Annotated in this window: 20 protein-coding genes and 2 pseudogenes; 15 read left to right on the top strand and 7 right to left on the bottom strand. The window is 64.0% G+C overall.

The window, feature by feature from the left end; translation table 11 throughout:
• Window positions 1-19: 19 nt before the first annotated feature.
• On the bottom strand, window positions 20-307 hold the full coding sequence (locus DIE23_RS26580) for a DUF1330 domain-containing protein (protein ID WP_124614841.1): 288 nt from the start codon (window positions 305-307) through the stop codon (window positions 20-22).
• A 155-nt stretch (window positions 308-462) separates the two neighbouring features.
• Here DIE23_RS26580 and DIE23_RS40365 point away from each other — a divergent pair.
• The 10 genes and pseudogenes from DIE23_RS40365 to DIE23_RS26530 form a co-directional block, all read left to right on the top strand.
• Window positions 463-660: pseudogene (locus DIE23_RS40365) on the top strand (LysR substrate-binding domain-containing protein); the annotation flags it as partial.
• A 330-nt stretch (window positions 661-990) separates the two neighbouring features.
• Window positions 991-1,503 carry a lipocalin-like domain-containing protein gene (locus tag DIE23_RS26570; RefSeq protein WP_124614840.1) on the top strand — a complete coding sequence of 171 codons (513 nt, stop codon included), beginning with the start codon at window positions 991-993 and terminating at the stop codon, window positions 1,501-1,503.
• Window positions 1,504-1,798: 295 nt separating this feature from the next.
• Complete coding sequence (locus DIE23_RS26565) at window positions 1,799-2,278, top strand: MarR family winged helix-turn-helix transcriptional regulator (protein ID WP_124614839.1); 480 nt, start codon at window positions 1,799-1,801, stop codon at window positions 2,276-2,278.
• A complete protein-coding gene (locus DIE23_RS26560) occupies window positions 2,275-4,425 on the top strand; it encodes an FUSC family protein (RefSeq protein ID WP_124614838.1) in 2,151 nt (716 codons plus the stop codon). The genes DIE23_RS26565 and DIE23_RS26560 overlap by 4 nt, the downstream gene beginning before the upstream one ends.
• A gap of 34 nt (window positions 4,426-4,459) precedes the next feature.
• Entirely contained in the window at window positions 4,460-4,672 is a 213-nt protein-coding gene (locus DIE23_RS26555) for a DUF1656 domain-containing protein (RefSeq protein WP_044849171.1), read from the top strand.
• Window positions 4,673-4,674: 2 nt separating this feature from the next.
• Window positions 4,675-5,643 carry an HlyD family secretion protein gene (locus DIE23_RS26550; RefSeq protein ID WP_124614837.1) on the top strand — a complete coding sequence of 323 codons (969 nt, stop codon included), beginning with the start codon at window positions 4,675-4,677 and terminating at the stop codon, window positions 5,641-5,643.
• Window positions 5,640-7,139, top strand: a complete 1,500-nt coding sequence (locus DIE23_RS26545) for an efflux transporter outer membrane subunit (RefSeq protein ID WP_124614836.1) — start codon at window positions 5,640-5,642, stop codon at window positions 7,137-7,139. The genes DIE23_RS26550 and DIE23_RS26545 overlap by 4 nt, the downstream gene beginning before the upstream one ends.
• A gap of 187 nt (window positions 7,140-7,326) precedes the next feature.
• Complete coding sequence (locus DIE23_RS26540; protein WP_124614835.1) at window positions 7,327-7,752, top strand: molybdopterin-binding protein; 426 nt, start codon at window positions 7,327-7,329, stop codon at window positions 7,750-7,752.
• Window positions 7,753-7,845: 93 nt separating this feature from the next.
• Window positions 7,846-8,436, top strand: a complete 591-nt coding sequence (locus DIE23_RS26535) for a nitrogen fixation protein NifQ (RefSeq protein WP_124614834.1) — start codon at window positions 7,846-7,848, stop codon at window positions 8,434-8,436.
• Between the two features lie 118 nt (window positions 8,437-8,554).
• Window positions 8,555-8,920, top strand: a complete 366-nt coding sequence (locus DIE23_RS26530) for a bleomycin resistance protein (RefSeq protein ID WP_124614833.1) — start codon at window positions 8,555-8,557, stop codon at window positions 8,918-8,920.
• 137 nt (window positions 8,921-9,057) lie between these two features.
• Here the strand turns inward: DIE23_RS26530 and DIE23_RS26525 are convergent, their stop codons facing one another.
• Both DIE23_RS26525 and DIE23_RS26520 read right to left on the bottom strand, forming a co-directional pair.
• Window positions 9,058-10,116: a DMT family transporter gene (locus tag DIE23_RS26525; protein WP_124614832.1), complete on the bottom strand. Its 1,059-nt coding sequence runs from the start codon at window positions 10,114-10,116 to the stop codon at window positions 9,058-9,060.
• 780 nt (window positions 10,117-10,896) lie between these two features.
• Complete coding sequence (locus DIE23_RS26520; protein WP_124614866.1) at window positions 10,897-11,559, bottom strand: ProQ/FinO family protein; 663 nt, start codon at window positions 11,557-11,559, stop codon at window positions 10,897-10,899.
• A gap of 745 nt (window positions 11,560-12,304) precedes the next feature.
• On the opposite strand from DIE23_RS26520, the pseudogene DIE23_RS26515 reads away from it, so the two are divergent.
• A pseudogene (locus DIE23_RS26515) lies at window positions 12,305-12,813 on the top strand (DUF2889 domain-containing protein).
• Window positions 12,814-12,998: 185 nt separating this feature from the next.
• Here DIE23_RS26515 and DIE23_RS26510 read toward each other — a convergent pair.
• From DIE23_RS26510 to DIE23_RS26505, 3 genes are read right to left on the bottom strand one after another with little or no spacing between them, the layout of a single operon-like run.
• Complete coding sequence (locus DIE23_RS26510) at window positions 12,999-13,490, bottom strand: flavodoxin family protein (RefSeq protein ID WP_124614831.1); 492 nt, start codon at window positions 13,488-13,490, stop codon at window positions 12,999-13,001.
• Between the two features lie 22 nt (window positions 13,491-13,512).
• Window positions 13,513-13,665 (bottom strand): hypothetical protein, encoded by a 153-nt coding sequence (locus DIE23_RS39685; protein WP_185646538.1) that lies wholly within the window; start codon window positions 13,663-13,665, stop codon window positions 13,513-13,515.
• Between the two features lie 11 nt (window positions 13,666-13,676).
• Entirely contained in the window at window positions 13,677-14,330 is a 654-nt protein-coding gene (locus DIE23_RS26505; RefSeq protein ID WP_124614830.1) for a TetR/AcrR family transcriptional regulator, read from the bottom strand.
• Window positions 14,331-14,413: 83 nt separating this feature from the next.
• Between DIE23_RS26505 and DIE23_RS26500 the strand changes: the two genes are divergently transcribed.
• The 3 genes from DIE23_RS26500 to DIE23_RS26490 all read left to right on the top strand — a co-directional run bounded on the left by DIE23_RS26500 (window position 14,414) and on the right by DIE23_RS26490 (window position 19,111).
• Window positions 14,414-15,538, top strand: coding sequence for an MBL fold metallo-hydrolase (locus tag DIE23_RS26500; RefSeq protein ID WP_124614829.1), 1,125 nt, complete (start codon window positions 14,414-14,416; stop codon window positions 15,536-15,538).
• Window positions 15,539-17,391: 1,853 nt separating this feature from the next.
• Window positions 17,392-18,087 carry a ParA family protein gene (locus tag DIE23_RS26495; RefSeq protein ID WP_124614828.1) on the top strand — a complete coding sequence of 232 codons (696 nt, stop codon included), beginning with the start codon at window positions 17,392-17,394 and terminating at the stop codon, window positions 18,085-18,087.
• On the top strand, window positions 18,080-19,111 hold the full coding sequence (locus tag DIE23_RS26490) for a ParB/RepB/Spo0J family partition protein (protein ID WP_124614827.1): 1,032 nt from the start codon (window positions 18,080-18,082) through the stop codon (window positions 19,109-19,111). Before DIE23_RS26495 ends, DIE23_RS26490 begins: the two co-directional genes overlap by 8 nt.
• An 89-nt stretch (window positions 19,112-19,200) precedes the next feature.
• Here the strand turns inward: DIE23_RS26490 and DIE23_RS26485 are convergent, their stop codons facing one another.
• A complete protein-coding gene (locus tag DIE23_RS26485) occupies window positions 19,201-20,517 on the bottom strand; it encodes a replication initiation protein (protein WP_124614826.1) in 1,317 nt (438 codons plus the stop codon).
• A 2,554-nt stretch (window positions 20,518-23,071) separates the two neighbouring features.
• On the opposite strand from DIE23_RS26485, the gene DIE23_RS26480 reads away from it, so the two are divergent.
• Window positions 23,072-23,389, top strand: a complete 318-nt coding sequence (locus DIE23_RS26480) for a DUF4148 domain-containing protein (protein ID WP_124614825.1) — start codon at window positions 23,072-23,074, stop codon at window positions 23,387-23,389.
• Window positions 23,390-23,515: the final 126 nt, after the last annotated feature.

Here is a 23,515-nt window from a genome sequence, read left to right as displayed (position 1 = left end):
AGGTCGCGCGCGACCGTGCTCAAAGACCTTCGACCAGCACCGCGCGATAGCGCGCGCCCTTGAACCGGTGCTGGACGACCGTCTGGTATTCGGGGCCGTGATACCACGCGTGCGCGGCCTCCTTCGACGGGAACTCGACGATCACGACGCCTTCCGGACCTTCGCCTTCCAGTATTTCCTGCTGACCGTATGCGGCAAGCACCTTCACCGGATGGCCGGCGAGCGTGGCGCCGACCTTGCTCGCATAGATGTCCAGTTCGCGCTGATCCTGCGTGCTTTCCCGTGTGAAGACAATGTAGGTAGCCAAGATGGGTACTCCCGATGCGATGCGTGAAAGGGATGACCGCGCGCCGCACTGCACGGCGAACATCGCGCGGCTGCACGCAGCTTACAGATGTTCCGCGAATTCGGCCACGAGCCCAAACCGAAGCCCGAACCGGGAAACGAATGCCACGGAGCGGCAGGACCGCCAATACGATTATGGGCATCATCCTGATGCCGGAGGAAATCGTCTCCGATGAACTCGCCAGCGGGAAGCTGCGGCGCATCATGCCGGCATGGCGTGGCACGCCGATGCCTGTCTATGCCATCACCGAAACCCGGTTGCTGCCGGCGAAAACGCAGCGCTTCATCGAGTTCCTGCGGGCGCGGTTCGGGCGGCAGTTCACCCGGCTGGCACGTTATTTTCTCCATGCGATCGCGAGCGTGCCTTGCCTGGTGCCATCACGGCCGGTCAATCGGCCCGGCCCCGCCCAACGGCCGTGAAGGGTGGACTATGGCCGACCGCATCTGGCGGCAACGGGCCAACCGCGGTCGTAGCCAATTGCGCCCGATACCGACCGTTGACCGGTACTTGTCGAGTGGCCCCGGCCTCACGCGAACACGCTTGCTCGCGCGCCAGGTATTCGGGCCGGCGACGATTGCCCCTGTGTTCCCTTGCTTGCATCCTATATTTGTCGTTATGGGTTGCTTTGCGACAGGAGAAGGGCCGTGAACCACATCCACATCGTCCCCACCGTTTCGCGCCTGGTGCTTCTGGGACTCGCGCTTCGATCGGGCGTCGCGTTGAGCCAACAGTCACTGGACCAGCAACTGGCCGGCGCATGGACGTATGTCTCGGTCGATACGGTCCGCCCGGATGGCAGCCGTACCCCGATGTACGGGCCCAATCCCCACGGCCTGGTGATCTTCGACGGCCATGGTCATTACGCGCTGGTGAATTCGCGCGGCGACTTGCCCAAGTACGTATCCAACGATCGAATGAAGGGCAGTGCGGAGGAATATCGCGCCGTGGTGCAAGGTTCGATCGCCCACTTTGGTACGTACGTCGTCAACGAAGCAGACAAGACCATCACCTTTCGCATCGATACGAGCACGTTCCCGAACTGGAATGGTGTCGAGCAGCGCAGGCCGTTTGTCCTCTCGGGAGATGAGCTCAGGTGGACGACGCCTGCCGCCTCCGGAGGCGGCTCGGGAGAGGTCGTGCTAAAGCGGGCCAAATGACTTCGAGCGCACCGCGGCACGCACCAAAACCGCATCCCGCTCACGCCACGGTCGAAACATTCCGCTCCGCGACCTCGTCCACCGCCGCCTTCACGATACCGACGATCTCGTCCGACAGCAGCGGCGCAGACACGCTCGCCAGCCCGCCGCACGGTCACAACCTTACAGCTTGACCCGGCCCGGGCCTGCCGCCTAAATTGCTCGTTGCAGGTCGGCGCCCCGGCATGCGGCATGACACCCCGGTGACAAAAACGATAGTTTGCTATCGAATGTTTTTGCCCCTATCATCTCGCCCATGACCAATCTGCACGACCTTCGCCTCGCCGTCAGCAGCCTGCTGGTGCTCACCGCGCGCAAGTGGCGCCGCACGAGCGACGCCGTGCTGACCGCGTACAACGTGTCCGAAGCCTGCGCGACACCGCTGCTGATCGCCGGCCGCCTCGGCGAAGGCGTGCGCCAGGGCACGCTCGCCGAATACGTCGGCATCGAGGGGCCGTCGCTCGTGCGCCTGCTCGACCAGCTGTGCGCGGCCGGCCTCGCACGCCGCGACGAGGATCCGCACGACCGCCGCGCGAAAACCATCTCGCTGACCGCCGCCGGCCGCGCGGTCACCGCGAAGATGGAAGAAGACCTGCGGATGCTGCGCGCCCAGGTGCTCAAGGGTGTCACGCGCGCCGATCTCGAAGCGACGCTGCGCGTCCTGAACGCGTTCAACGCGGCCGATGCGCAGCATCCGGCGTCGCGTCCGTCCCACCCCGCCGATTCCGCGTCATGACCTATCCGAGCCTTCGCGACTGGCTGTTCTCGGGCAAGACATTCGCCGCGTCGATGCTGGCGCTGTACCTCGGCCTGTATTTCCAGCTGCCGCGCCCTTACTGGGCGATGGCGAGCGTCTACATCGTGTCGAACCCGTTCGTCGGCGCGACGCGCTCGAAGGCGCTGTACCGCGCGCTCGGCACCGCGCTCGGCGCGGCCGCCGCGATCCTGTTCGTGCCGCCATTCGTCGAGACGCCGTTCCTGTTCAGCATCATCGTCGCGACGTGGTGCGGCACGCTGCTCTACCTCGCGATCTCCGACCGCACCGCGCGCAGCTACGTGTTCATGCTCGCCGGCTACACGATGCCGCTGGTCGCGCTGCCGACGGTGACCGATCCGTCGACGATCTTCGACGTCGCGATCGCACGAACCGAGGAAATCGTGCTCGGCATCGTGTGCGCGAGCGTGGTCGGCGGCGCCGTGTTCCCGAACCGGCTCGCGCCGACGCTGATCGAGCGCACCGACGCATGGTTCAAGGACGCCGCGTTCTACGGCCGCGAGACCCTGTCCGGGCACCTCGCGGGCAAGGCGCTGTCCGCGTGCCGGCAACGCCTCGCCGCGACCATCACCGGCCTCGAATTCCTGCTGAGCCAGCTGAGCTACGACCACGCGCATCCGCGCGTGCTCGCGCGCGCACAGGCGCTCGCGGGCCGGATGCAGCTGTTCCTGCCGCTGATGTCGTCGCTCGCCGATCCGCTGATCGCGCTGATGCGCGACCTGCACGTGCGCCCGCCGGCGCTCGACGCGCTGCTCGCCGACGCCGCCAAGTGGTTCGACGCGCCACTGCCGGCCGTGAAGGCCGTCACCGACGGCGAGATGGCCGACGACCCGGTCGCGGACAACCTGCGCGCGCGCATCGCGTCGCTGCAACCGCCCGACAGCGCGCTGACGAGCTGGGACAGCGCGCTGCTGTCGAACGCGCTCTGGCGGCTGCACCAGGTCATCGATATCTGGCAGGACTGCCGCTCGCTGCGCGCGCTGATCGCGAACGAGTCGGGCGTCTGGCAGCCGCATTACCGGCACTGGCGGCTCGGCGGCACCGAACGCTTCTTCGATCGCGGGATGATGCTGTTCTCGACGCTGACCGTGGTCGGCGCGATCGTGCTCGCGTGCTGGCTGTGGATCCAGTCCGGCTGGCACGACGGCGCCGGCGCCGTCACGCTCGTCGCGGTCGCGTGCAGCTTCTTCGCGGCGCTCGACGAGCCCGCGCCGCTGGTGTTCAAGTTCTTCCTGGCCACCACCGCGAGCGTCGTGTTCGCGGGCCTGTACCTGTTCGTCGTGCTGCCGCACGTGCACGACTTCGCGATGCTCGTGCTGATGTTCGCGGGGCCGTTCATCCTGATCGGCACGCTGCTGCCGCGCCCGCAGTTCAACATGGTGACGATGCTCGTCGCGGTGAACACCGCCACCTTCATCAGCATCCAGAGCGCATACGAGGCCGATTTCTTCGTGTTCCTGAACAGCAACCTCGCGGGCGTCGCCGGGCTGCTGTTCGCATACGTGTGGACGCGCGCGACGCGTCCGTTCGGCGCGGAACTCGCGGTGCGGCGCCTGCTGCGCTCGGGCTGGGAGGACGTCGCGCGCTCCGCGTCGACGCAGCCGCTCGACGACCAGCGCAACCATGCATCGCGCATGCTCGATCGCGTCACGCAGCTGCTGCCGCGCCTCGGCGCGTCGGACGACCACCGCCATCCGTCGATCGAGAGCTTCCGCGACCTGCGCATCGCGCTGAACGCGCTCGACCTGCGTCGCTCGCGCCGCAAGCTGACGGGCGACGTGCCCGACGCGATCGACCGCGTGCTGGCCGGCGTCACCGATCACTACACGCGCTGCGCGGCCGCGAACGCGCGCCAGCCCGCGCCGCCGGCGCTGCTCGCGTCGATCGACGACGCGCTGCAGCGCGTGGCCGGCCGCAACCTGCCGGGCGCCTCCGCCGCGCCAGCGGACGACGGCACGACGCCCGCCGCCCCCGCGACACCGACCACGCCCGCGACGCACCGCCGGCTGCGCGATACGCTGCACGCGCTCGTCGGCCTGCGCCTGTCGCTGTACCCGGCCGCGTCCGCGCAGCCGCCGCAAGCCGCACCGGACGGAGCACGCGCATGATCCCGCTTTCCAACCCGTCTTTCCGACCGCGACCATGATCGGCGAAATCGACATCTTCGGCGTATTCGTGCCGGCTCCGCTCGTGCTGATGCTGATCGCCTATCTGATCAACATCGTCGTGCGCGCGCTGCTCGAACGCGTCGGCTTTTACCGCCTCGTCTGGCACCGTTCGATCTTCGACCTCGGCATCTACGTGTTCGTGCTTGCCGCAGTCGTCATCGTGTCTCACCATCTCGTGGCTAGCTAACCGTGAAAAAAACCTGGCTCTCGGCAGGGCAGATCCTGCTCACCCTGATCGTCGTCGTCGTGGCCGCCCTCGTGCTGTGGCGGATCATCAACTACTACATGTTCTCGCCGTGGACCCGCGACGGGCACGTGCGCGCCGACGTGATCCAGGTCGCGCCCGACGTGTCGGGGCTCATCACCGCGGTTGAGGTCGCCGACAACCAGGAGGTGAAGCGCGGCCAGGTGCTGTTCGTGATCGACCAGGCCCGCTACGCGCTCGCGGAACGGCTCGCCGAAGCGACGCTCGCGCAGCGCCGCGCGACGCTCGCTCAGGCGAAGCGCGAATATGCGCGCAACCTGCAGCTCGGCAACCTGGTCGCCAGCGAACAGGTCGAGGAAAGCCGCACGCGCGTCGAGCAGGGCGAAGCCGCCGTCGCCGATGCGCAGGTGTCGCTCGATACCGCGAAGCTGAACCTGCAACGCACGACGATCGTGAGCCCCGTCGACGGCTACCTGAACGACCGCGCGCCGCGCGTCGGCGAATACGTGCCGGCGGGCCGCGCGGTGCTGTCGGTCGTCGACCGCAATTCGTTCCGCGTCGACGGCTACTTCGAGGAAACCAAGCTGCGCGGCATCCATATCGGCCAGCCGGTCGACATTGTCGTGATGGGCGAGCCGCATCCGCTGCGCGGCCACGTGCAGAGCATCGTCGCCGCGATCGAGGATCGCGACCGCACGCAGGGCGCGAACCTGCTGCCGAACGTGAACCCCGCATTCAGCTGGGTGCGGCTCGCGCAACGCGTGCCGGTGCGCGTGGTGCTGGACGAGGTGCCCGACGACTTCCGGATGATCGCCGGCCGCACCGCGACCGTTGCGGTGCGCACCGACACGCGCCGCGACGACAAGGCGACGCCGTCTGCCGGCACTTCCGCGTCGGCGTCGGCGTCGGCGTCGGCGCCCGCGGCTGCCGGCGCGACGGGAGCCTCGCAATGAAGCGGCACGGCCTGCGCCTCGCCGCGGCGCTCGCGCCGCTCGCGCTCGCACTTGGCGCGTGCAAGTCCGTCGGCCCCGACTACACGCTGCCGCAGCAGGCGTACGTGAATGCGCCGCTCGCGAACCATGCGCTCGACGACGCGAACGGCACGCTCGTGTCGCGCGACGCGGTGCCCGGCAACTGGTGGCAGCTGTACGACGATCCCGTGCTCGACGCGCTCGTGCGCGGCGCGCTGAAATCGAACACCGACCTGCGTGTCGCCGCGGCCAACCTCGCGCGTTCGCGCGCGGCGCTGGAGGTCGCGAACGAACAGGGCGGCTTCTCCGGCAGCGCGGAAGCGGCCGTGCAGCGCGCGCAGGAATCGGCCGAGCAGTTTCTGCTCGAAAACAAGCTGCCGGTCGTAAACGAAGGCGCGGTCGGCATCAGCGTGTCGTACGAACTCGATCTGTTCGGCAAGCTGCGGCGCGGTGTCGAGGCCGCGCGCGCGGACAGCGAAGCCGTGCAGGCGGCCGCCGACCTGGCGCGCATCACCGTCGTCGCGGACGTCGTGCGCGCGTACGTCGAATCGTGCTCCGCCGGCGACGAACTCGCGATCGCGAAGCAGTCGCTCGCGCTGCAGCAGCAGCGCGTGAAGCTGTCGCAACGGCTGCGCGATGCAGGGCGCGGCAACCAGACCGACGTGACGCGCGGCGTCACGCAGGTGCGCACGCTCGCCGCCGACATCCCGCGGTTCGAAGGCCGCCGCAAGATCGCGCAATACCAGCTCGCCGCGCTGCTCGCGCGCTCGCCGGCCGACCTGCCGAAGGCGGTCGCCGAATGCGAGCGGCTGCCGAAACTGCGCCAGCCGATTCCGATCAGCGACGGCGCCGCGCTGCTGCGCCGCCGTCCCGACGTTCGCGAAGCCGAGCGTCAGCTCGCCGCCGCGACCGCGCGGATCGGTGTCGCGACCGCCGCACTGTATCCGTCGGTCAGCATCGGCGCGTCGGCCGGCTCCGTCGGCCTCGCCGCCGACCTGTTCTCGTCCACCACGAATCGCTGGTCGTTCGGACCGCTGATCAGCTGGTCATTCCCGGTCAACGGCCAGCGCGCGCGCGTGCGCGAAGCCGAAGCCGCGACCGGCGGCGCGCTCGCGCATTTCGACGGTGTCGTCCTGAATGCGCTGCGCGAAACGCAGTCGAGCCTCGCGACCTATGCGGCCGACGTGCAGCGCACCGATGCGCTGCGCACGGCCTACGAATCGGCACGCAGTTCCGCTGACGAAACGCACCGGCTCTATACGGCCGGCCGCGAGTCGTTCATCTCGGATCTCGATGCGACGCGCACGCTGACGAGCGTGCGCGCACAGGTCGCCGCGGCCGAAGGACAGGTCGCCGCCGACCAGGTGAAGCTGTTCCTCGCGCTCGGCGGCGGTTGGGAAGGCGATGCGGCGCCCGCTGCGGCGCGGCAGACGTCGGCGGCTGACGCACCGGCCGCTGTGTCAGCCACTGTGAAGTAAGAAGCAAGCGCGCGCGACGGCACGGCGGGCACGACACGCCTGCTGTCCCGCACCATCGGGCGCGGTTTCGCATGTCCGGTATGCCGATGCCGACGTCGCGCTTCACCTGCATTGCCGGTAAACTCGTCCGCAGCTTCCGTCCTTCGCTCACCACCCGACGGGCGGCTCATTTCCCCGGAGAGTCATCATGCGAACCAGCGCCCGTAATCAATTCGCCGGCCAGATCGGCGCCGTCAAGCCCGGTGCCGTCAACGACGAAGTCACGCTGCGTACCCTGGACGGCCTCGACATCGTCGCCGTGATCACACATGGCAGCGTCGCGTCGCTGGGCCTCGCGGCCGGCACGAAGGCGTTCGCGCTCGTCAAGGCATCGTCGGTGATCGTGATGGTCGACGTCGACAGCAGCAAGGTGTCGGCCCGCAACTGCGTCGCGGGCACCGTGTCGTCGATCGCGAAGGGCGCGGTCAATTCGGAAGTCGTGATCGAGGCCGCGGGCGGCACGGAAATCGTCGCGATCGTCACCAACGACAGCGTCGATCGTCTCGGCCTCGCGAGCGGCAAGGCCGCGTCCGCGATCTTCAAGGCGTCGAGCGTGATCGTCGGGGTCGAGTGATCGCCTGATCGTCTGATCGATTGCAATGACGACCCGTCGTTCGGCGCACCCGCAAGCGGTGCGCAATGCCCGGCCTGCGTGCAGGCGCACACGATGACGTCCGCGCTCGGGCACACGCATCAACGCATATTGCAATCGCTGCTGTCCGGGGCGGCCGACGCCGATTCTCCGGATGCGCATCTGTTCGGCGCCCTCGTTGCGGCACGTGCATGCCGCAACGAGCTCGCGCTGCTCGGCCTGTCTCCCGCCCGGTTGAGCGGCATGCTTGCCCGCCAGTTTCCACACCTGAGTTGCACCGATGCCGCCGCGCTCGTGGCGGCGGTCGCCATCGCGCCGCTGCCGGCCGCGTACGCGCGGTTCGTCGCGACGCTGCACGCGCTCCTGATGCTGGATGCGCATCCCGCCGTCGCACGCGACGATGCCGACTGCGTCGCGGCCATCATCGCGCATGCGTGCCTGCGCCCCGATCACTTGTGGCGCGATCTCGGCCTCGACGGACGCGACGCGGTATCCGCGATGCTCGACCGCTATTTCCCCGCGCTCGCCGCACGCAATGTCACGCAGCTGCGCTGGAAGAAATTCCTCGCGCAGGAAGTGGCCGCATCGCTCGGCCTGCAATCCGGACCTGCCCCCGGATGCCCGGGCTGCGAGGATTTCGGATTCTGCTTTCCCCCGGGACGATAGTCGCGGCGGCGGCCTGTGCGGCTTGTCGGTGCGCATCGTTTGACCGATCATGCGCGACATCCACCCGCGCGTGTTCCCGCGCCTTCGTTCGATCGCAACCCCCACCGGAGGAACAGCCTTGACCGACTATGCGAGTCCCAATCTGCCGTCGCGCGAATTCGACACCACGTCGCTTTTCTACGCGAAGCTCGGGTTCGTCGAGACCTGGCGCGACGACGGCTGGATGATCCTGAGACGCGGCGACCTGCTGCTGGAATTCTTTCCGCATCCCGGTCTCGATCCGGCCACGAGTTGGTTCAGCTGCTGTTTCCGGCTCGCCGACGTCGGCACGTTTTTCGACGAGGTGCTCGCCGCCGGCATTCCCGAGCAAGCGACCGGCTGGCCGCGTGCGCATCGGCCGAAACGCGAGGCATGGGGCGGCACCGTCGGCGCGCTGATCGACCCGGACGGGTCGTTGATCCGGTTGATTCAGACGGAAGGCTGAGTCGCCGCTGGTCGCCGCTGGTCGCCCGGATCGATCGACGCCGAAGCGGCGCCGCGGGCACGAAACGACTACCCCATAAACGGTTACCTTGCGATACGCATGGCACGCAACGCGCGTCGTTCTCCCGTGCCGCACGATCAGTGTCGATGGCGGTGGTGGATGTCCGGGAAATGCGCGTGACTGTGCGTGATCGGCAGATGCACGTGCGAATGCGTGTGCGGTTCATCGCCGTCGTACGGAAAGTCATGCGCGTGCTGATGATGTTCGTCGTGCCGATGCCGGTGCGTATGCTCGAGCCGCTCATGTGTGTGCTCGTGTTCGTGCCGTTCGCGCACGTGCAGCCAGATGCCGAGCGCCATCAGCGCGGCCGCGATCCAGAACGTGACGGACGGTAGCGCCGGCCAGATCAGCAACGACAGCACGACGCCGAACAGCGGCGCCACCGAAAAATACGCGCCCGTGCGTGCGCTGCCGAGATGGCGCAGCGCGACGACGAACAACACGAGACTGATCCCGTAGCCGCCGAGGCCGGTCAGCATCGCGGCGGCCGCGGCCGGAACGGCCGGCAGCGCCGCGCCGGTCGCAAGCGCGATGCCGATGTTCACGGGCCCGGCGACCAGGCCTTTCACGCACGCGATGACCATCGCATCGTTCGCGGCGACCTTGCGGGTCAGGTTGTTGTCGATCGCCCAGCACAGGCATGCGCCGGCAATCAGCAGCGCGCCGACCGGCACGCCCGCGCGCCCCGGCACCCACGACAGCAGCGTGCCGCCGGCGACGATCGCGACCATGCCGAGAAACACCTGGAGATCCACGTTCTCACGAAACACGACCCAGGCGATGACCGCCGTCAGCACGCCTTCGAGATTGAGCAGCAGCGCACTCGTCGCGGCCGGCGTGCTCGACAGCCCGAGCATCAGCAGCGCCGGACCCGCGACACCGCCGGCCGCGATCGCGCCGGCGAGCCACGGCAGGTCCGCGCGTTGCAGCGGCGCGGCGTCCTGGGCCGGCGCGCGGCGGCGCAGCCCGCGCAGCAGGATCCCGACGCCCAGGCCGATCCCGCTGCCGAGATAGAACAGGCCGGCGACCAGGAACGGCGACATCGCGCCGATCAGTGCCTTGGCGAGCGGCGTCGCGGCGCCGAACAACGCGGCGGCGGTGAGCGCGACGAGAATCGCGGAATGTCTCGGGTTCATGATGCGGTCTTTGCGTAGGGCGTCGGGCGTATGGAATCGGCAGGTTTCGTGTGATGCGGTGGCGCGTACGGCTTGCCGGTGCCTTTCAATTTCGGGGAATGTCGGACGAATTGCGCAGGCTTTCAGGTGCCTGTCGCGTCATGCGCTGTCGGCAATGCAGTCGGCCCGGCGATTCGTGCCGGGGAGATTATCGCGTTTGTGTGACGGGTCGCCAACCGACAAGCGGGCGGCTGCGGCGGCGCATCCGGACATCACACGTCGGTCCCTCGAGTACGGCCGCACTTCGCGCCTGACAACAACTCACGTGCGACAAATTCGCGTGGGTGGGAATCCGGGTTTTATCTACAATTCCATTACATTAGGAAAACGAATTATTATGATTGGGCGCAAGTGAATGTGCGTCGGCCACTCACTCGGTGGCGCACGCGTCGACCATCTGCCCGCAAACATGGGTGCGCAGTCGCGCGCGACGCTCGCCTGCACAGCGTTCTCCAGGTGGGACGGCACCGTGAATTCATGATGCACGCCGCCCCTCCTCGATACCCGGTCACCCTGCTCGCTTGACATGAGCGATACGTTACGCAAGCCGCGTCCGCCGACGCGCTTTCGTCGTCGGTTCGAGGCAGTTCGATGCTGATTGGGTGAGACTGACTGGCTGTGCCGCCAGCGGAGGCAGTCCCGACCTGCCCCGGGCGGGGACAGGTCGGTCTGTCGTGTATGCGCTGCCTGCGCGGTGCAGACAGGCCGTCACCGCGCGGTCGCGCGGCGACGCATCGCGTGTTACTCGCTCGCGGCCGTTTGCTGCTCGGCCTGCGGTGCTGCATCGGCCGATGCTTCCGCGGTCGCCGGCTGCGGCGCGGCGGCGTCGGCCTGCGCTTCCACCTTCGGCTGCGGGGCGCCCTTCGCTGCTTGCGCGCCGCCCTTGTTGCCCGGACGGCGCGACTTCAGCCGGCGCGCACGCGCCGCGTCGTCGTGCGTCACGCGCCCGGCTTCGTTACCTTGCAGATCGACCCGCACCGCGTCCTCGACGAGACACGACCAGTAACGATTGCCGCGGCACCACGTGGACATCGCCTCGCGCAGCTCGGCTTCGCTCAGGCCAACGGCTTGCGCCTCGCGGGCGAGGTCATCCCAGATACCGACCTTCAGCGGCACCTTCGGGGCCGGATTCTTCGGGAACGCGCGCGGGAACCGGCGCTGCAGTTTGCCGATTGCGACGATGACCGGATCGACCGGCGTCGACGGCTTCGCCGAAGCGGGCTTCGCGCCGGACGACGCTTTGGCCCCGGCACCCGATTTGGCCCCACGAGCGGGCCGGTCGCCGGACTTCGATTTCGGCTTCGCGCCTGCGTCCGGTTGCGTAGCCGGTCGCTTCGCGTTGCGCTCCTGCTTCGCCTTTGCTGCGAGCTGCGCCCGCAATTCGGCAAGTTGTTCAAAACCCATAAATTCAATCCACCAGGAATATAAGGTGTGGTTCGTGCAGCCATTCTGCACATCGGCGTTCGCCGCATCGCCTGCGGCTCGTCTGCCACCGATGCGGATCATTGCGGGGCCGCATCGCCACCACCACTGTTTCAGGCACCCGGCCACGATGCCGGACAAAGGCAGGAGTGGAAGTATACCGGTACGCGCGGCAGTCGGTTGACTCACCGGTTCGGATTTGACGGATCCGGGCGCAGGCAAGGCGTCCGCGCAGTCGTGTTGCGCATTATGGCGGCGTTTTCGACAGGTATCGACACACGCGTTACGTAGTGTCGTTTTCTGCACGCTCATACGTCAGTGCCCCGGTCACGCAACGCATCGGCTATTCCACAGTGCGAAATGGCGAGCGATGGTACGGACAGCAAAGACGTAGACGCCAGACGACTCACGCTGTCCGAGAGGCCGGGCTTGCGCATCCGATCCGCGCGACGTGGCGGAATGTGCATCGATCGCTACCGGCATTCTATTAGTTGCGTCCGCATCGATCGTCGATCGGACGGCGGCATCGAAAAATGCGTAGTATGGCCGGATCAACAGCGTCGGCAGCCTGCCGTGACCGGTTTCACTACGGCTGCTCAGCCGACGACATCGCTGTCGAATGCAAAGAGACCCCGGTTATACGACACGGAGCGGAAACTTGAATCCCCGACACGACCTCCCGCACGACGGCATTACGCGCGAAGAGATTCACCACCGGCAGATCGACATGCGCGGTTATCGGCGCAGCGACGGGCTGTTCGAAGTCACGGCCTGTCTCGCGGACCGCAAGACGAGCGATTTCACGCCACCTGGCGGCACGCGCACGGTCGCAGCGCTGCCCCGATTCACGACCTCGGCGTGACGCTGGTCTTCGACGCCGACATGATCGTGCGTGCGGTATCCACGTTCATCCGGTCGCATCCTTATGCGCAGTGTCCGGGCGGCGGCGACACGCTGCAAGCGCTCGTCGGGCTGCGCATCGGCGCTGGGTGGAACAGCGAGGTCCGCAAGCGCCTGCCGGCCTGCGACACGTGCACCCATCTGAAGGAAATGCTCGGTCCGGTCGCGACCGCGGCCTATCAGACGATGGTCGGCGTGCGCCCGCCGTCGCTGAATCAGCGAGACGGCGACGGAAAACCGCTCAAGATCGACAGTTGCCATGCGTATGGCGCTTCGCGCGATCTCGTGAAAAGCCTGTGGCCCGAATACCACCAGCCGCCAGCGCCGGAAGGCTGACCAGGGCTCGACATTCCATTCTATTGGTGCCGCTGCCGCGAACCACGATGCGGTTCGCAGGAGCGGAGTCCCTCGAATCGTGCGCACGCCAGAACGCGCGGCCAACGAACGCGGCACAGCAGGCGTCGCACTCCGGTCGTCGCGCGCGGCTGCGGCTCCGCGTCGGCCGGCTTCATCGCCGCTAATCAGAACACGCCGAGCGCTAGCCCCGCGGCGAGACCCGCGCCGATCTCCGCGCAGCGCGCGAGATCCTCGCTGTCGATCGTCTTCGGCGCGAGGATGCGCTCCGGTGTCTGCGCATGGGTGCAGACGATCAGGCCCGGCGCCACATTCTTGAGCCGCCATCCGGTCGCGATCCGGTCGATCTGGCGCAGCGCGTTCTGTCCGTCGCTGCCGGCGCAGATCATCGCCGCATACGGGCGGCCGTTCACGCGATCGAGCGCCGCGTAGTAGCAACGATCGAAGAAATCCTTCATCAGCCCGGACATCGCGGCGAGATTTTCCGGCGTCGCGAACAGGTAGGCGTCGGCGGCGAGCACATCGTCCGCGTTCGTCGCATCCGCACGCTGCAACCTGACGTCGACGCCGGGTTGCTCGCGTGCGGCACCCGCGGCCGCTTCGGCCATCTGCTGCGTGCCTCCGGTCATCGTGTGATAGACGATTAACAGCGTCTTCATCGGTGTTCGCTCGCGTTCGGTTTCAAATACGCCCGCCGCACGTGTCGGTGCGGCTCAAACGGGGCACGTCGACGCGTGCGCCCGGGCCTGCGTTCGCCAGTTGTCGAATGGCGCGGTCTTCGAGGTGGCGGATGAGGCTCACATTGAGCATATCGATGCGCATGGTCTGCTTCACGCGGCGCGCGGTCAGTCCCGTCCGGTACCTGACGCACCGGCGTGTTCCGCACACGCGTAGTACGCAAGAAACATGTCGGCAGCCGCTTCTGCGACCTTCTGCTGTTCCGGCACGCCGAGCGGCGGCTGGCCCATCGTCACCTGCGGCCAGAACGCGAACGCTTTCACGATCCCGTGCAGCTGATGCGCGGCGAATACGGGATCGGTCGCCGTCAGCCGGCCAGCCGCCGTGGCCGCGCGAATCCAGCCTGTTACGTCTTCTTCGCGCTCGCCCATGCGTTCGACCATGTCGCGCGCGCGTTCCGGCGAGTGGATGGCCGCACCGATCGCGACGCGTGCGAGTGCGAGAAACGCTTCGTCGTTCAGCAACCGCAATTTGCGGCCCAGCAGCGCGAGCAGTTGATCGCGTAGCGGCACGTCGGCGCAGTAGGCAGGCGCACCGGCGGTGAGCGTCGCGTCCCACAACTGATGCAGGATCGCCGCGAACAGTGCTTCCTTGCCCGGGAAGTGGTTATAGACGGTGCGCTTCGACACGTCCGCGCGCGCGGCGATGCGATCCATGCTGGTCGCGTCATAGCCGGCCGCGAGAAATTCCTCGATCGCCGCGGCGAGTATTGCCGCACGCTTTCGGTCGGTCAGGCGCTGAGGAGAAGTACTCGTATCCATAGAAAAATTTTACACCGCCGAGTTTACTTTTCCCAGGGATAAACTACACTGCCCGGTGTACTTTCATTTCCGGACGAATCGACATGGCTTCGCCTCTCGTTTTTCTTCATCGCGTACTGGGTTTCGCCGCCGCCAGACGTGGCCGCACGCTGTCCGGCGAGTCGCCGCAGCACAACGGCGAACGCTTCAGCAACGTCGCACCGCGGCCGGTCGAAGGTTTCGGCAAGATGCTCGGCATCGCATGGAACATGCTGGTCAACAAGCCGCGCAACACGGTCCCGACAGGCGCATTGCCCATCGATTCACTGCCCCGCGAACAACTCGACGCGGCTCCCGACCGCAGCCTGTATCGGCTAGGGCATTCGACGCTGCTGATGAAACTGCGCGGTGAGTTCTGGCTGACCGACCCCGTATTTGCCGAACGTGCATCGCCGTTCCGTCGCGTCGGCCCCAAGCGCTTCCATGCGCCGCCGATTGCGCTCGAGGACCTCCCGCCGTTGCGCGGCGTGATCCTGTCGCACGATCACTACGATCACCTCGATCGTGACACTGTGCTAGCGCTTGCGGCCACCACCAGCGTGTTCGTCACGACGTTGGGCGTCGGCGATCGCCTGATCGAGTGGGGTATCGACTCGCAGAAGGTACGCCAGCTCGACTGGTGGCAGAGCATCGACGTCGACGGCCTGACGCTCACCGCGACACCGGCGCAGCACTTCTCCGGCCGCAGCCTGTTTGACGGCAACAGCACGCTGTGGGCGTCGTGGGTCATCGTCGACGACGATCTGCGAGTATTTTTCAGCGGCGACACCGGCTACTTTGACGGTTTCCGGACAATCGGCGAACGTCTTGGACCGTTCGACGTAACGCTGATCGAGACCGGGGCATACGACCCGCAATGGCCGTACGTGCACATGCAGCCGGAAGAAACCGTGCAGGCGCACATCGACCTGCGCGGTCGCACGCTGATGCCGATTCACAATGGCACGTTCGATCTTGCGATGCACCGTTGGCAAGAACCGTTCGAGCGCGTCACCGCGCTGGCAATGGTGCGTGGCGTCGAGCTGTCAACGCCCAGGATGGGTGAGCGACTCGATCTGAATGAGCCGCATCGCGGCGACCGATGGTGGCGATCGGTCGATGAGCCGGCAAAGGCTCCCGCAATGAAAACGCGCCGGTGGCAGCCGTGCGCATCGCAGGCGACGAAGTAGGTTCGCTGGTCGCGGCGGTTTCTGGGCGGAAGCGTCGCGGCGGTGAATTTTCGTCGTGATCCGGGGCGTGGTAGAGAGTTCGTCGGTAGATGGTCGGCGACAACGATCGACCAGCCCCGCGAGCAGACCTCCGGCGTTGGCCCAGATATACGCGCCGGTCCAATGATGGCGATACGCTCACCTTCTTGATGCAAATTCCCGATTCATCCACGTAGCGATAGACACTGGCCGAGCCCATTGCAGACGGTCATTCGAGGCCGCCTCCGGAATCAGCTTTCGCTCAACGCCGCCTTGGGGCACCCGCGTAAATTCAGTATCGAGCAGGCGCCTGCCTCGACTTCTCCCGACACCTGCGGGTTCGCAATCCGGCACGGCCGGCGCAGCGCGTTGTCACGTGACAACTGGCGATGAAGAGGAAGCCACATCTATTGAATCCCGGTCGGTCTGTTCGGCGCGATGTCTCAGGTCGTCGGCTCGTCGATTGGAATGCACGTTCGCCCAGAATCAAATCGTATCAATAACTACATAACACGTTTTTATCGATACGATTTTGTATCAATCTCGGTTGCTCGGGCCTAATAGCGTATGCGAGATTCATGCGCCCCCATTTTGCCCGCCGATTGCACTCATTTTGCGTGAAACAACATGAAGAAAGCGGCACAACTCATTGCTAGACAAGGGTTTACGAAGACGCCCCTTTTTGGAGAAATGTTTCACGACCCTGCTGATTCAGGTCATCTCGCTTCGCCGACATGTATGAATTCGCCACCAAAAGCCATCGAGTAATAAGGATGCGTGACACGATGCCCCTTCCCGCCACCATCGAATCCCGCGTGGCACAACAAAGCTCCAACTATCTGTCCTCCTCTCCCCTGCCCCATCGTCGGTACAACGGTAGATGGGTGGATGCTGATCCGCTGGTTTATTGGGGACACATCATATTCACCAAGATACCTGAGCGGTATGCCCGCGAAGGTTGAGCACGTGCCTATCAGGAATGCTCAGAGAAAGCGCCGGCCGGGCCGGGCCCACTCGCACATCGACGCCCGCACAACGCGTCCTCTTGTGTCGCCAATGAAGACGCCGCATCGTATCAATCCGGTCACTCCGGCATGAAGCCTCAGCGGTTGTCACGTGACAACCGCGCAACCCAAATGGCTCCCCATCAGTGACCTGCCCCAACCGACCACGAATACTTCGTATATCGCACCGCTTTCTTCACGCTAGTGACTTCTATAGCAGCTGCGTTGAGGCAAGCGATATCCGTCCAAAATCGCCACTGAGGCGGGTTGTCACGTAACAACCCACATCCGTCGTCGCAGTCGCAGTCGCGCACCAGCACCAGCACCGGCACCGGCACCGGCACCGGCACCAGCTGTTATAGCTGAGCGCAAACTGCATTAAAAAGGAAAGAGGGAAAAATCCGCAGAATCACCACCGCACGTCGAATCCGCATACTCCCCATCCACGTGCATTTGCGGTCCCTTGTCAGCCGTATCGACTTGTCACGTGACAACTGCGGATTCCGATGCCGTTCCGGCTCGCAAGTCGATGGCAGAACTGCACCAGCGTTTCCAGAACAATAACGAAATCATCCGTGAATCCGCACTGTGATTTCTTGTTGCTTTCAGCGCTGAAGTCCTCAGCGCTCGATTAGCAAATTCCATTTCGTGTGAAACGTCATCAGTTTCTATTTTTAATTTGATTTCAAATCACGAATCATTTGCCAGCCATTTGGCCTGCTTGTCACGTGACAACTACATCAATCAGAGAATTTCTCTGCTCATCTAACACTTTTCTGGACTTTTCAACAACAACTGCATATATTACGCAAAACTCCTTGGAGGAATTTAATGGCTTTCAAGATCGCCGTCAGTAATCAAAAAGGTGGTACTGGAAAGACGACCATCTCCGTCAATATCGCGGCGGCCTTCGAGGCCGGCGGCAACAAGGTCGCCTTGATCGATGCTGACCCTCAAGGCACGTCGGTCAGATGGGTCACGAGCGGGGAAAATACGCTCCCGATGACCGTTCTATCATTGGCCCCCGCTGGTCGCGGTATCGGCGGCGAGATCAAGAAGCAGGACGCAAATTTCGATGTGATCGTCGTCGACTGCCCGGGTAACCTGGAAGACCCGCGCATCGCGTCCGTGCTCGAAGTCGCCGACTTCTGTCTCGTGCCGCTGTCCCCGTCGCCGGCCGACCTGTACAGCACCGTCGCGATGATTCGCATGATCGAGTCGATGCGTGCGGTTCGGAACCCGAATTTGTCTTCCGCGCTGATGCTGAATAGCGTCAATGGAAAAACTAAAATGCGTGAAGAAATTTTAAAAATTCTAAGGGCTGAAGAAATAGGGGAGCATCTGCTCGACAGCCAGATCGCGCAGCGCGAGGTCTATCGGCAGACGTTCGCCCTCGGCACCACGATCCATCATCACAATCGATACCTGAAGGGGCTGAAGGAAGCCCGCTCGGAAATCGAGAGGCTGGTCACCGAAATGGCCCAATACATCGCGTCGACGCGCGCTACTGGAGCCGCTCATGGCTAAGGACACATCGAAAGAGAAGAAGCCGACCGGCAACCTGCATCTCGCGGCCGGCCTGCTGCGCGGGCTCGCGCAGGAAAACGCGGCGCTGGAAACGCGCCTGCCCGAGCCGACGCCCGCGTCGAATCCCACCGTCGAAGCCGCCCCCTCCGTCGCCCCGACCTCGGCCACACCCGCCGACGCGATCGACCTCGGCGCGCCGCAGAAGGTCGCGGTCAAGGACTGCATCCCGAACCCGTTCAACCCGCGCGTGTTCTATTCGGAGTCGAGCCTGCACGAGCTCGCACTGACGCTGAAGCGGGAAGGGCAGATCGAGCCGATCAAGGTCACGCGTCTCCCGGACTTTCCCGGCAAGCTCGTCGTGATCGACGGGCAACGCCGCCTGCGCGCGACGAGCATCAACGGCGACGAAACGATCGACGCGACGTTCCGCACGGACCACACGCCCGAGCAGCTCTATACGATCGCGTATCGCGCCAACCACGATCACGAGCGCCAGACGATCTTCGACGATGCGGTCGCGTGGAAGCGCCTTCTCGATGAAAAGGTCTTCCCCGACCAGAACACGCTCGCGGAAAAGATCGGCAAGGACAAGGCGTCGATCAGCAAGACGCTGTCGCTGAACGCACTGCCCAATACACTGCTCGAACGGATGGCCAGCGCGAACGATGTGGTCGGCCTGCAGGCGGCGTACTTCCTGAAGCTGATTTTCGAACGCCTGGGCGAACCGGCTGCCGACCGTCTGCTCACGGCGGTGATCGACCGGAAGAAGTCGGTACGCGACCTCGAGAATTTCCTGCGCGCGCAGAGCGACGGCAACAAGAAGACGGGGCGCACGCGCTACAGCGCGCGTCACGATTTCGCGCTCGAATCACGCGCGATCGGTCAGCTGAAGACCTATCCGGACGGGCGTCTGGATCTGCAACTGAAGGGCGTCGATACGTCCCACCAGGAAGCACTCGCCGACCGGCTCAAGACCGTAATCGACGCATACGTCGCTGAACTGGCGGCAGCCGCGCAAAAGTAGGCGCGCAAGACAAAGGCCCCGCACCTGCATGGCACGGCGCAGCCGGATGAAATCCGGCGCACGGCGCATGCCAGGCTGCGAGGCCTTGATCAGTTGGTCGCGAGGCTGCTTTTCAGCAGGAATTCCAGCAAGTCGTCCGAGGTCGGTTCGCCCCAGGTATCGAGCGCCAGCCACCGGAAGAAACTGGTTTGCGCCAGCTTGCTCGCCTTCTTCTTCGGCGACAGCGTGAGATCCTTCGAACCGGCCACCGTCTCGTTGTAGCGCTCGATCAGCTTGGTCTGGTCGTCGATCTCGAGCTCACGGAAATACGCACCGGCTTCGTCGACCTTCGCAGCCAGGTATTTGTCGCGAATCTGTTCCTGCTTGCTCTGCGCGGATTCCTTTGCCGGCGCGGCCGTTTCGGTCCCCTGCCCGTCGGCAAGCGTATAGCCGTGCGTCAGCGCCTTGCGGAAATACGCGGCGACGTTGTCGACCGGCGCTGCGTTCTTCTTCGTAGTCCGATTGAGCGTATAGGCGATTGCCGCCTTGATGCGCTGCACGCCGTACTGCGTGATCAACCGGCGCGCTTCCGAACGCGGGATGCCGAACTTGGCGACCTCGTCGACGAGTGCTTCGTTCTTGACGTCGCCTTCCTCGACCATATCCGCGCTCTGCTTGCGCGTCACCTTGAACTGGACGGCCTCCACGCTGCGACCTGACTTGTGTTCGATCAGTTCGAGCATATGGTCGGAAACTTCGTTCACCTCCTGAATGCACGGCACCAGGACCTTGCTCTTGAAGAGCTTGTACTCCTTGTACGACTGCGATGCCTTGTCCTGACCGAGGATGAGATCACGGAATTTTGGCAGCGGAATCTTCGCCGTGATGCCGATCCCCTCGTAGCGCACCGTGTTTTCCCATAGGGCAAGCGAGTGCGAGCGCCGAAACTCGCGCGCGATCCGCATATCGATGAGCGCGTAGATCTCCGGATTGAGCAGCTCGCTGCGAATCTGATCGGAGAAACTGTACTTCAGCACCGATTGCTCGAGCTCGGCGCCGGCGAGCAGGCCCGACGCCTTCCACACCGTCGAGCGGTCCGCGGCCAGGTAGTCCCAGTTGACGACGGTACTGATCAGCGAGTTGACCGTGTCCTTCACGTACTTCGTGTTGTTGCTGTTCAACCCGCTTTCGTGCGAGAGCGCGGCGATCGAGATCGAGAAACTCGTCCGGCCGGGCTCGAACGCTTCCTGACGAAGGGCGTTCTTGATCAGCGAGCTGAACATCTTGCGCTGCTGCAGACCGATCTTTCCGGACTTCGGAGCGATATGGATTGCCTGGACCGCCTTGCGCAGAAGATCGGGAGGCTCGGGCGTCTGAAATAGCGAAACCTGCTTGTCGGAGCCTTTGATTGCGGGCTTGCGCGGCATCGTGATGTCCGGAGAAGGTGACCGTGTTGATGGCGGACTTTATACCTTTTCAAGCCGCCGAGCAACGTCTCTTTCTCCAGCATTACTTTCACTATCGCTGCTAACTCAGCGTCACAAAAGGAAAAATTCCAGTTTTTTGATTTGTGCGGGGCCCCATATCCATATACCTTTCGGCCAAAAACAGCTCCCAAAGGCTGCTACCTGTGCGGTCTGTCACCAGGATCCGGCACAGGACTTGCCCAACTGAAGGTACCCATTCATGGGAAACAATCGATCGGAACGGGATTTGCGAACCCGATTCGTGGTGCCGTGCAACACGATCGGCATCCTCCCATAACACACTACCTTTGATGCATCCCATGAACGGGTACCTGTCGAAATCCACCGGCCTGGCGTTTTGTCTTCATGCATGCTCGGCAGCCGAAAATGTTTCCCATGGATGACTACCTTCAAATTTCCCCACAGAAGGTAACCTTTCCGCCGGGCTTATCCTGTTTATGGGACCCTGCAACCGAAGGAGCGAGCAAAACGGGATCATGCGCTCAATGCAGGCCCCCATAAAGAACTACCTGAAATCCGCCCCATAACCGGCAACCCAACATAAAATGCTGTGCCCGGCACCGTTGGCAGATCCGCAAGAACGCACCATAAATGGCTACCAATGGATTCCCCCATAGAGGGCTACCTGAAGCGTTTTTGGGCCCAAATCCCATAACAGGCTACGCGTGCCCCATATCCACAACCCCTATTTCCCACAACTCGGTACCCGATTCCCCAAATCCACAGACCTGAAGCCCCATACTCTTCCGCCTGTGCCCCCATAAATGGGTACCGAACCCCTGTCAAACCCTTGTCAGGCAAGGCTGTGAGCCGTCTAAAAGTAGTTAAAGAAGTAAACGTTGTTTACCAAAGATGTAAACACACGTGTGCCTGTGCAGAAAAACAGCCCCCATAAATCGCTACCAAAGCGAACCAAGAAGGTCGACAAGCACAGCAATCTGGGCCTCCGGCCTGTGGAACCGCCCGATATTTGCCCTTATTCTGTAGGCCTTCCAGTCCTGACAAGGCTTCCCACGGAGGTAAGTACCCACTAACAAGTGCTCAAACGTAGAAACTTATGGGAAGGAATCGACGTTTTCAGGGCATAGGTTCCCATCTATGGGATCGGGAAACGCCCACAGCGGTATGTTTCCCATCAGGGATTACCCGCAGGCAACGGCCGTCGCCACCGACACGGGAATATCGCCGGCTTCCCTCACAGCAGTGAGAAATCGTCGGAATCCATCCGCAAGCAGTTTTTTTGGCGTCTGTGCCGGCGCTTGCGTGGATAAGTCTTCGGCTATCGCGCGCCGGCCTATCCGGCACTTTTCAGTCAGCGACCTGTGCTCGGACCCCATCCCCTGGCTCTTGCTTCGCTCATTCAGCCTCGCAGTTTTCTACCTTTGGGCGGTACCGGAATCGGTACTGTGTCGCGATCGGCTGGACAAGAATCGCATCCCTGTGCCGGCGAGACGGCGATCAAGGGTGGCTCGAGCACGGCGATTGCGGCATTGCCCCGAACGTGAGGCGAGCGCCGTCAACAAAGCTCACCCTCACCAGATCGGCATTCGAATCCCGAAAATTCTCACCGCCGGACGTCGGCGGGTCCTGTAAAAGCTCACCGACAAGGTGCTCTCGGATTGATAAACCGTTCGCGTGGCACGTCCACACAAGACCCGGGCACCCGATGGAAAAGCTGTGAGCCATGCACCCAGCGCCGGACGTGCGGGCGTCCTCGTCGCACAGGCTCAAGACTCTTCGTGACGTCGGCACGATGACGCGCGCCGCGCATTCGCACATGCGACCGTTCGCGTGATGCCCTTGCGCAATCGTGAACGAATGCCGATCGAAGCGTTCACCTTGTGCGGCAGATGTCGTCTTTGCCCGCAAACGTCATCTCCCACAAATGGAGACGTATCGTGCCGGACAGGTAACCATGCATGCGGCGATCGGTTACCCGATCGTTCGCACCGTATCGGGTCGACATGCAGCGGAACGGGGCGGACTCGGCACAGAATGAATCGTGGTTGTTTATGGGAGGAACTGTCGTTCGCGCGATAGCGAACGCAGCATGGGTCCTCGATTCCGGCGCATGTCCCGCTCATGAGGCGGCGATCGCGTTGTGCGAGCAGCAGATTCCACGGGTGAAACAGTTGGCCTCGTACGAGCGCGCGAAGCGCCGAAACGGATCTCATCTTCATCGGCAACCCGCATCGTATCGACGGAACAATTCGCTTCGTCACACGGTTGCCCCGGTCGTGCCCGTCGCGTGATTCCCGGGCGCGATGCATTGCCGTGGTCCCGGCGCAACGAGGATCGGACGGGCACGCGGGACACGTGACGATACGACGTATCCCATACGTGTATCCCGGGAATGTGCGCACGATGGCGCCACATTTTTTACAACGCGGTTATGATGCAAAAGCCCTGATCGCGACATGAAGACCGATCAGGGGCAGGGGCGGTATCTCGATGTGCTTTCAATCCTTGACTAATCAGAAAAGAGAGTTCAGCGATGCGAATCCAGATCAAAAAACTGACGCTGGCTGCTACGGCAGCAGCGTTCCTCTTCGGCTCGGCCGCTCCGGTGTTCGCGCAGACCGACGCCAGCGCACCGGCTGCACAGGATGCGAAGGCCGCGAAGGCTGAAGCACGCAAGGCAGCACGAGCAAAACGCAAAGCCGAACACAAGGCAGCGCGCGCGAAGAACAACGCGGAACTGAAGAAACTTGAAGATGCCGGCTACAAGCCGGCGGCCAACGATCCGAATTATCCGCAGAACCTGCAGAACGCCGAAAAGAAGGCGGCCGGCGCCGCTGGCGCAAGCCAATAAGCGTCCACCGCGCGACAAGCCCCGGCTCGAGCCGGGGCTTGTCGTTTCTGCTGCGGAAATGCGATGCGCGTCCGGGCGCACCATGCAGGCATCGCATCCGTATTAATTGATTCGATATCCTTTGTT

The organism is Burkholderia sp. Bp9143 (genome assembly GCF_003853645.1).
In the GTDB taxonomy this organism is placed as follows: Bacteria; Pseudomonadota; Gammaproteobacteria; order Burkholderiales; family Burkholderiaceae; genus Burkholderia.
The sequence above is the reverse complement of the archived record's forward strand: the minus strand, read 5'-3'. Positions and strand labels throughout refer to the sequence as shown.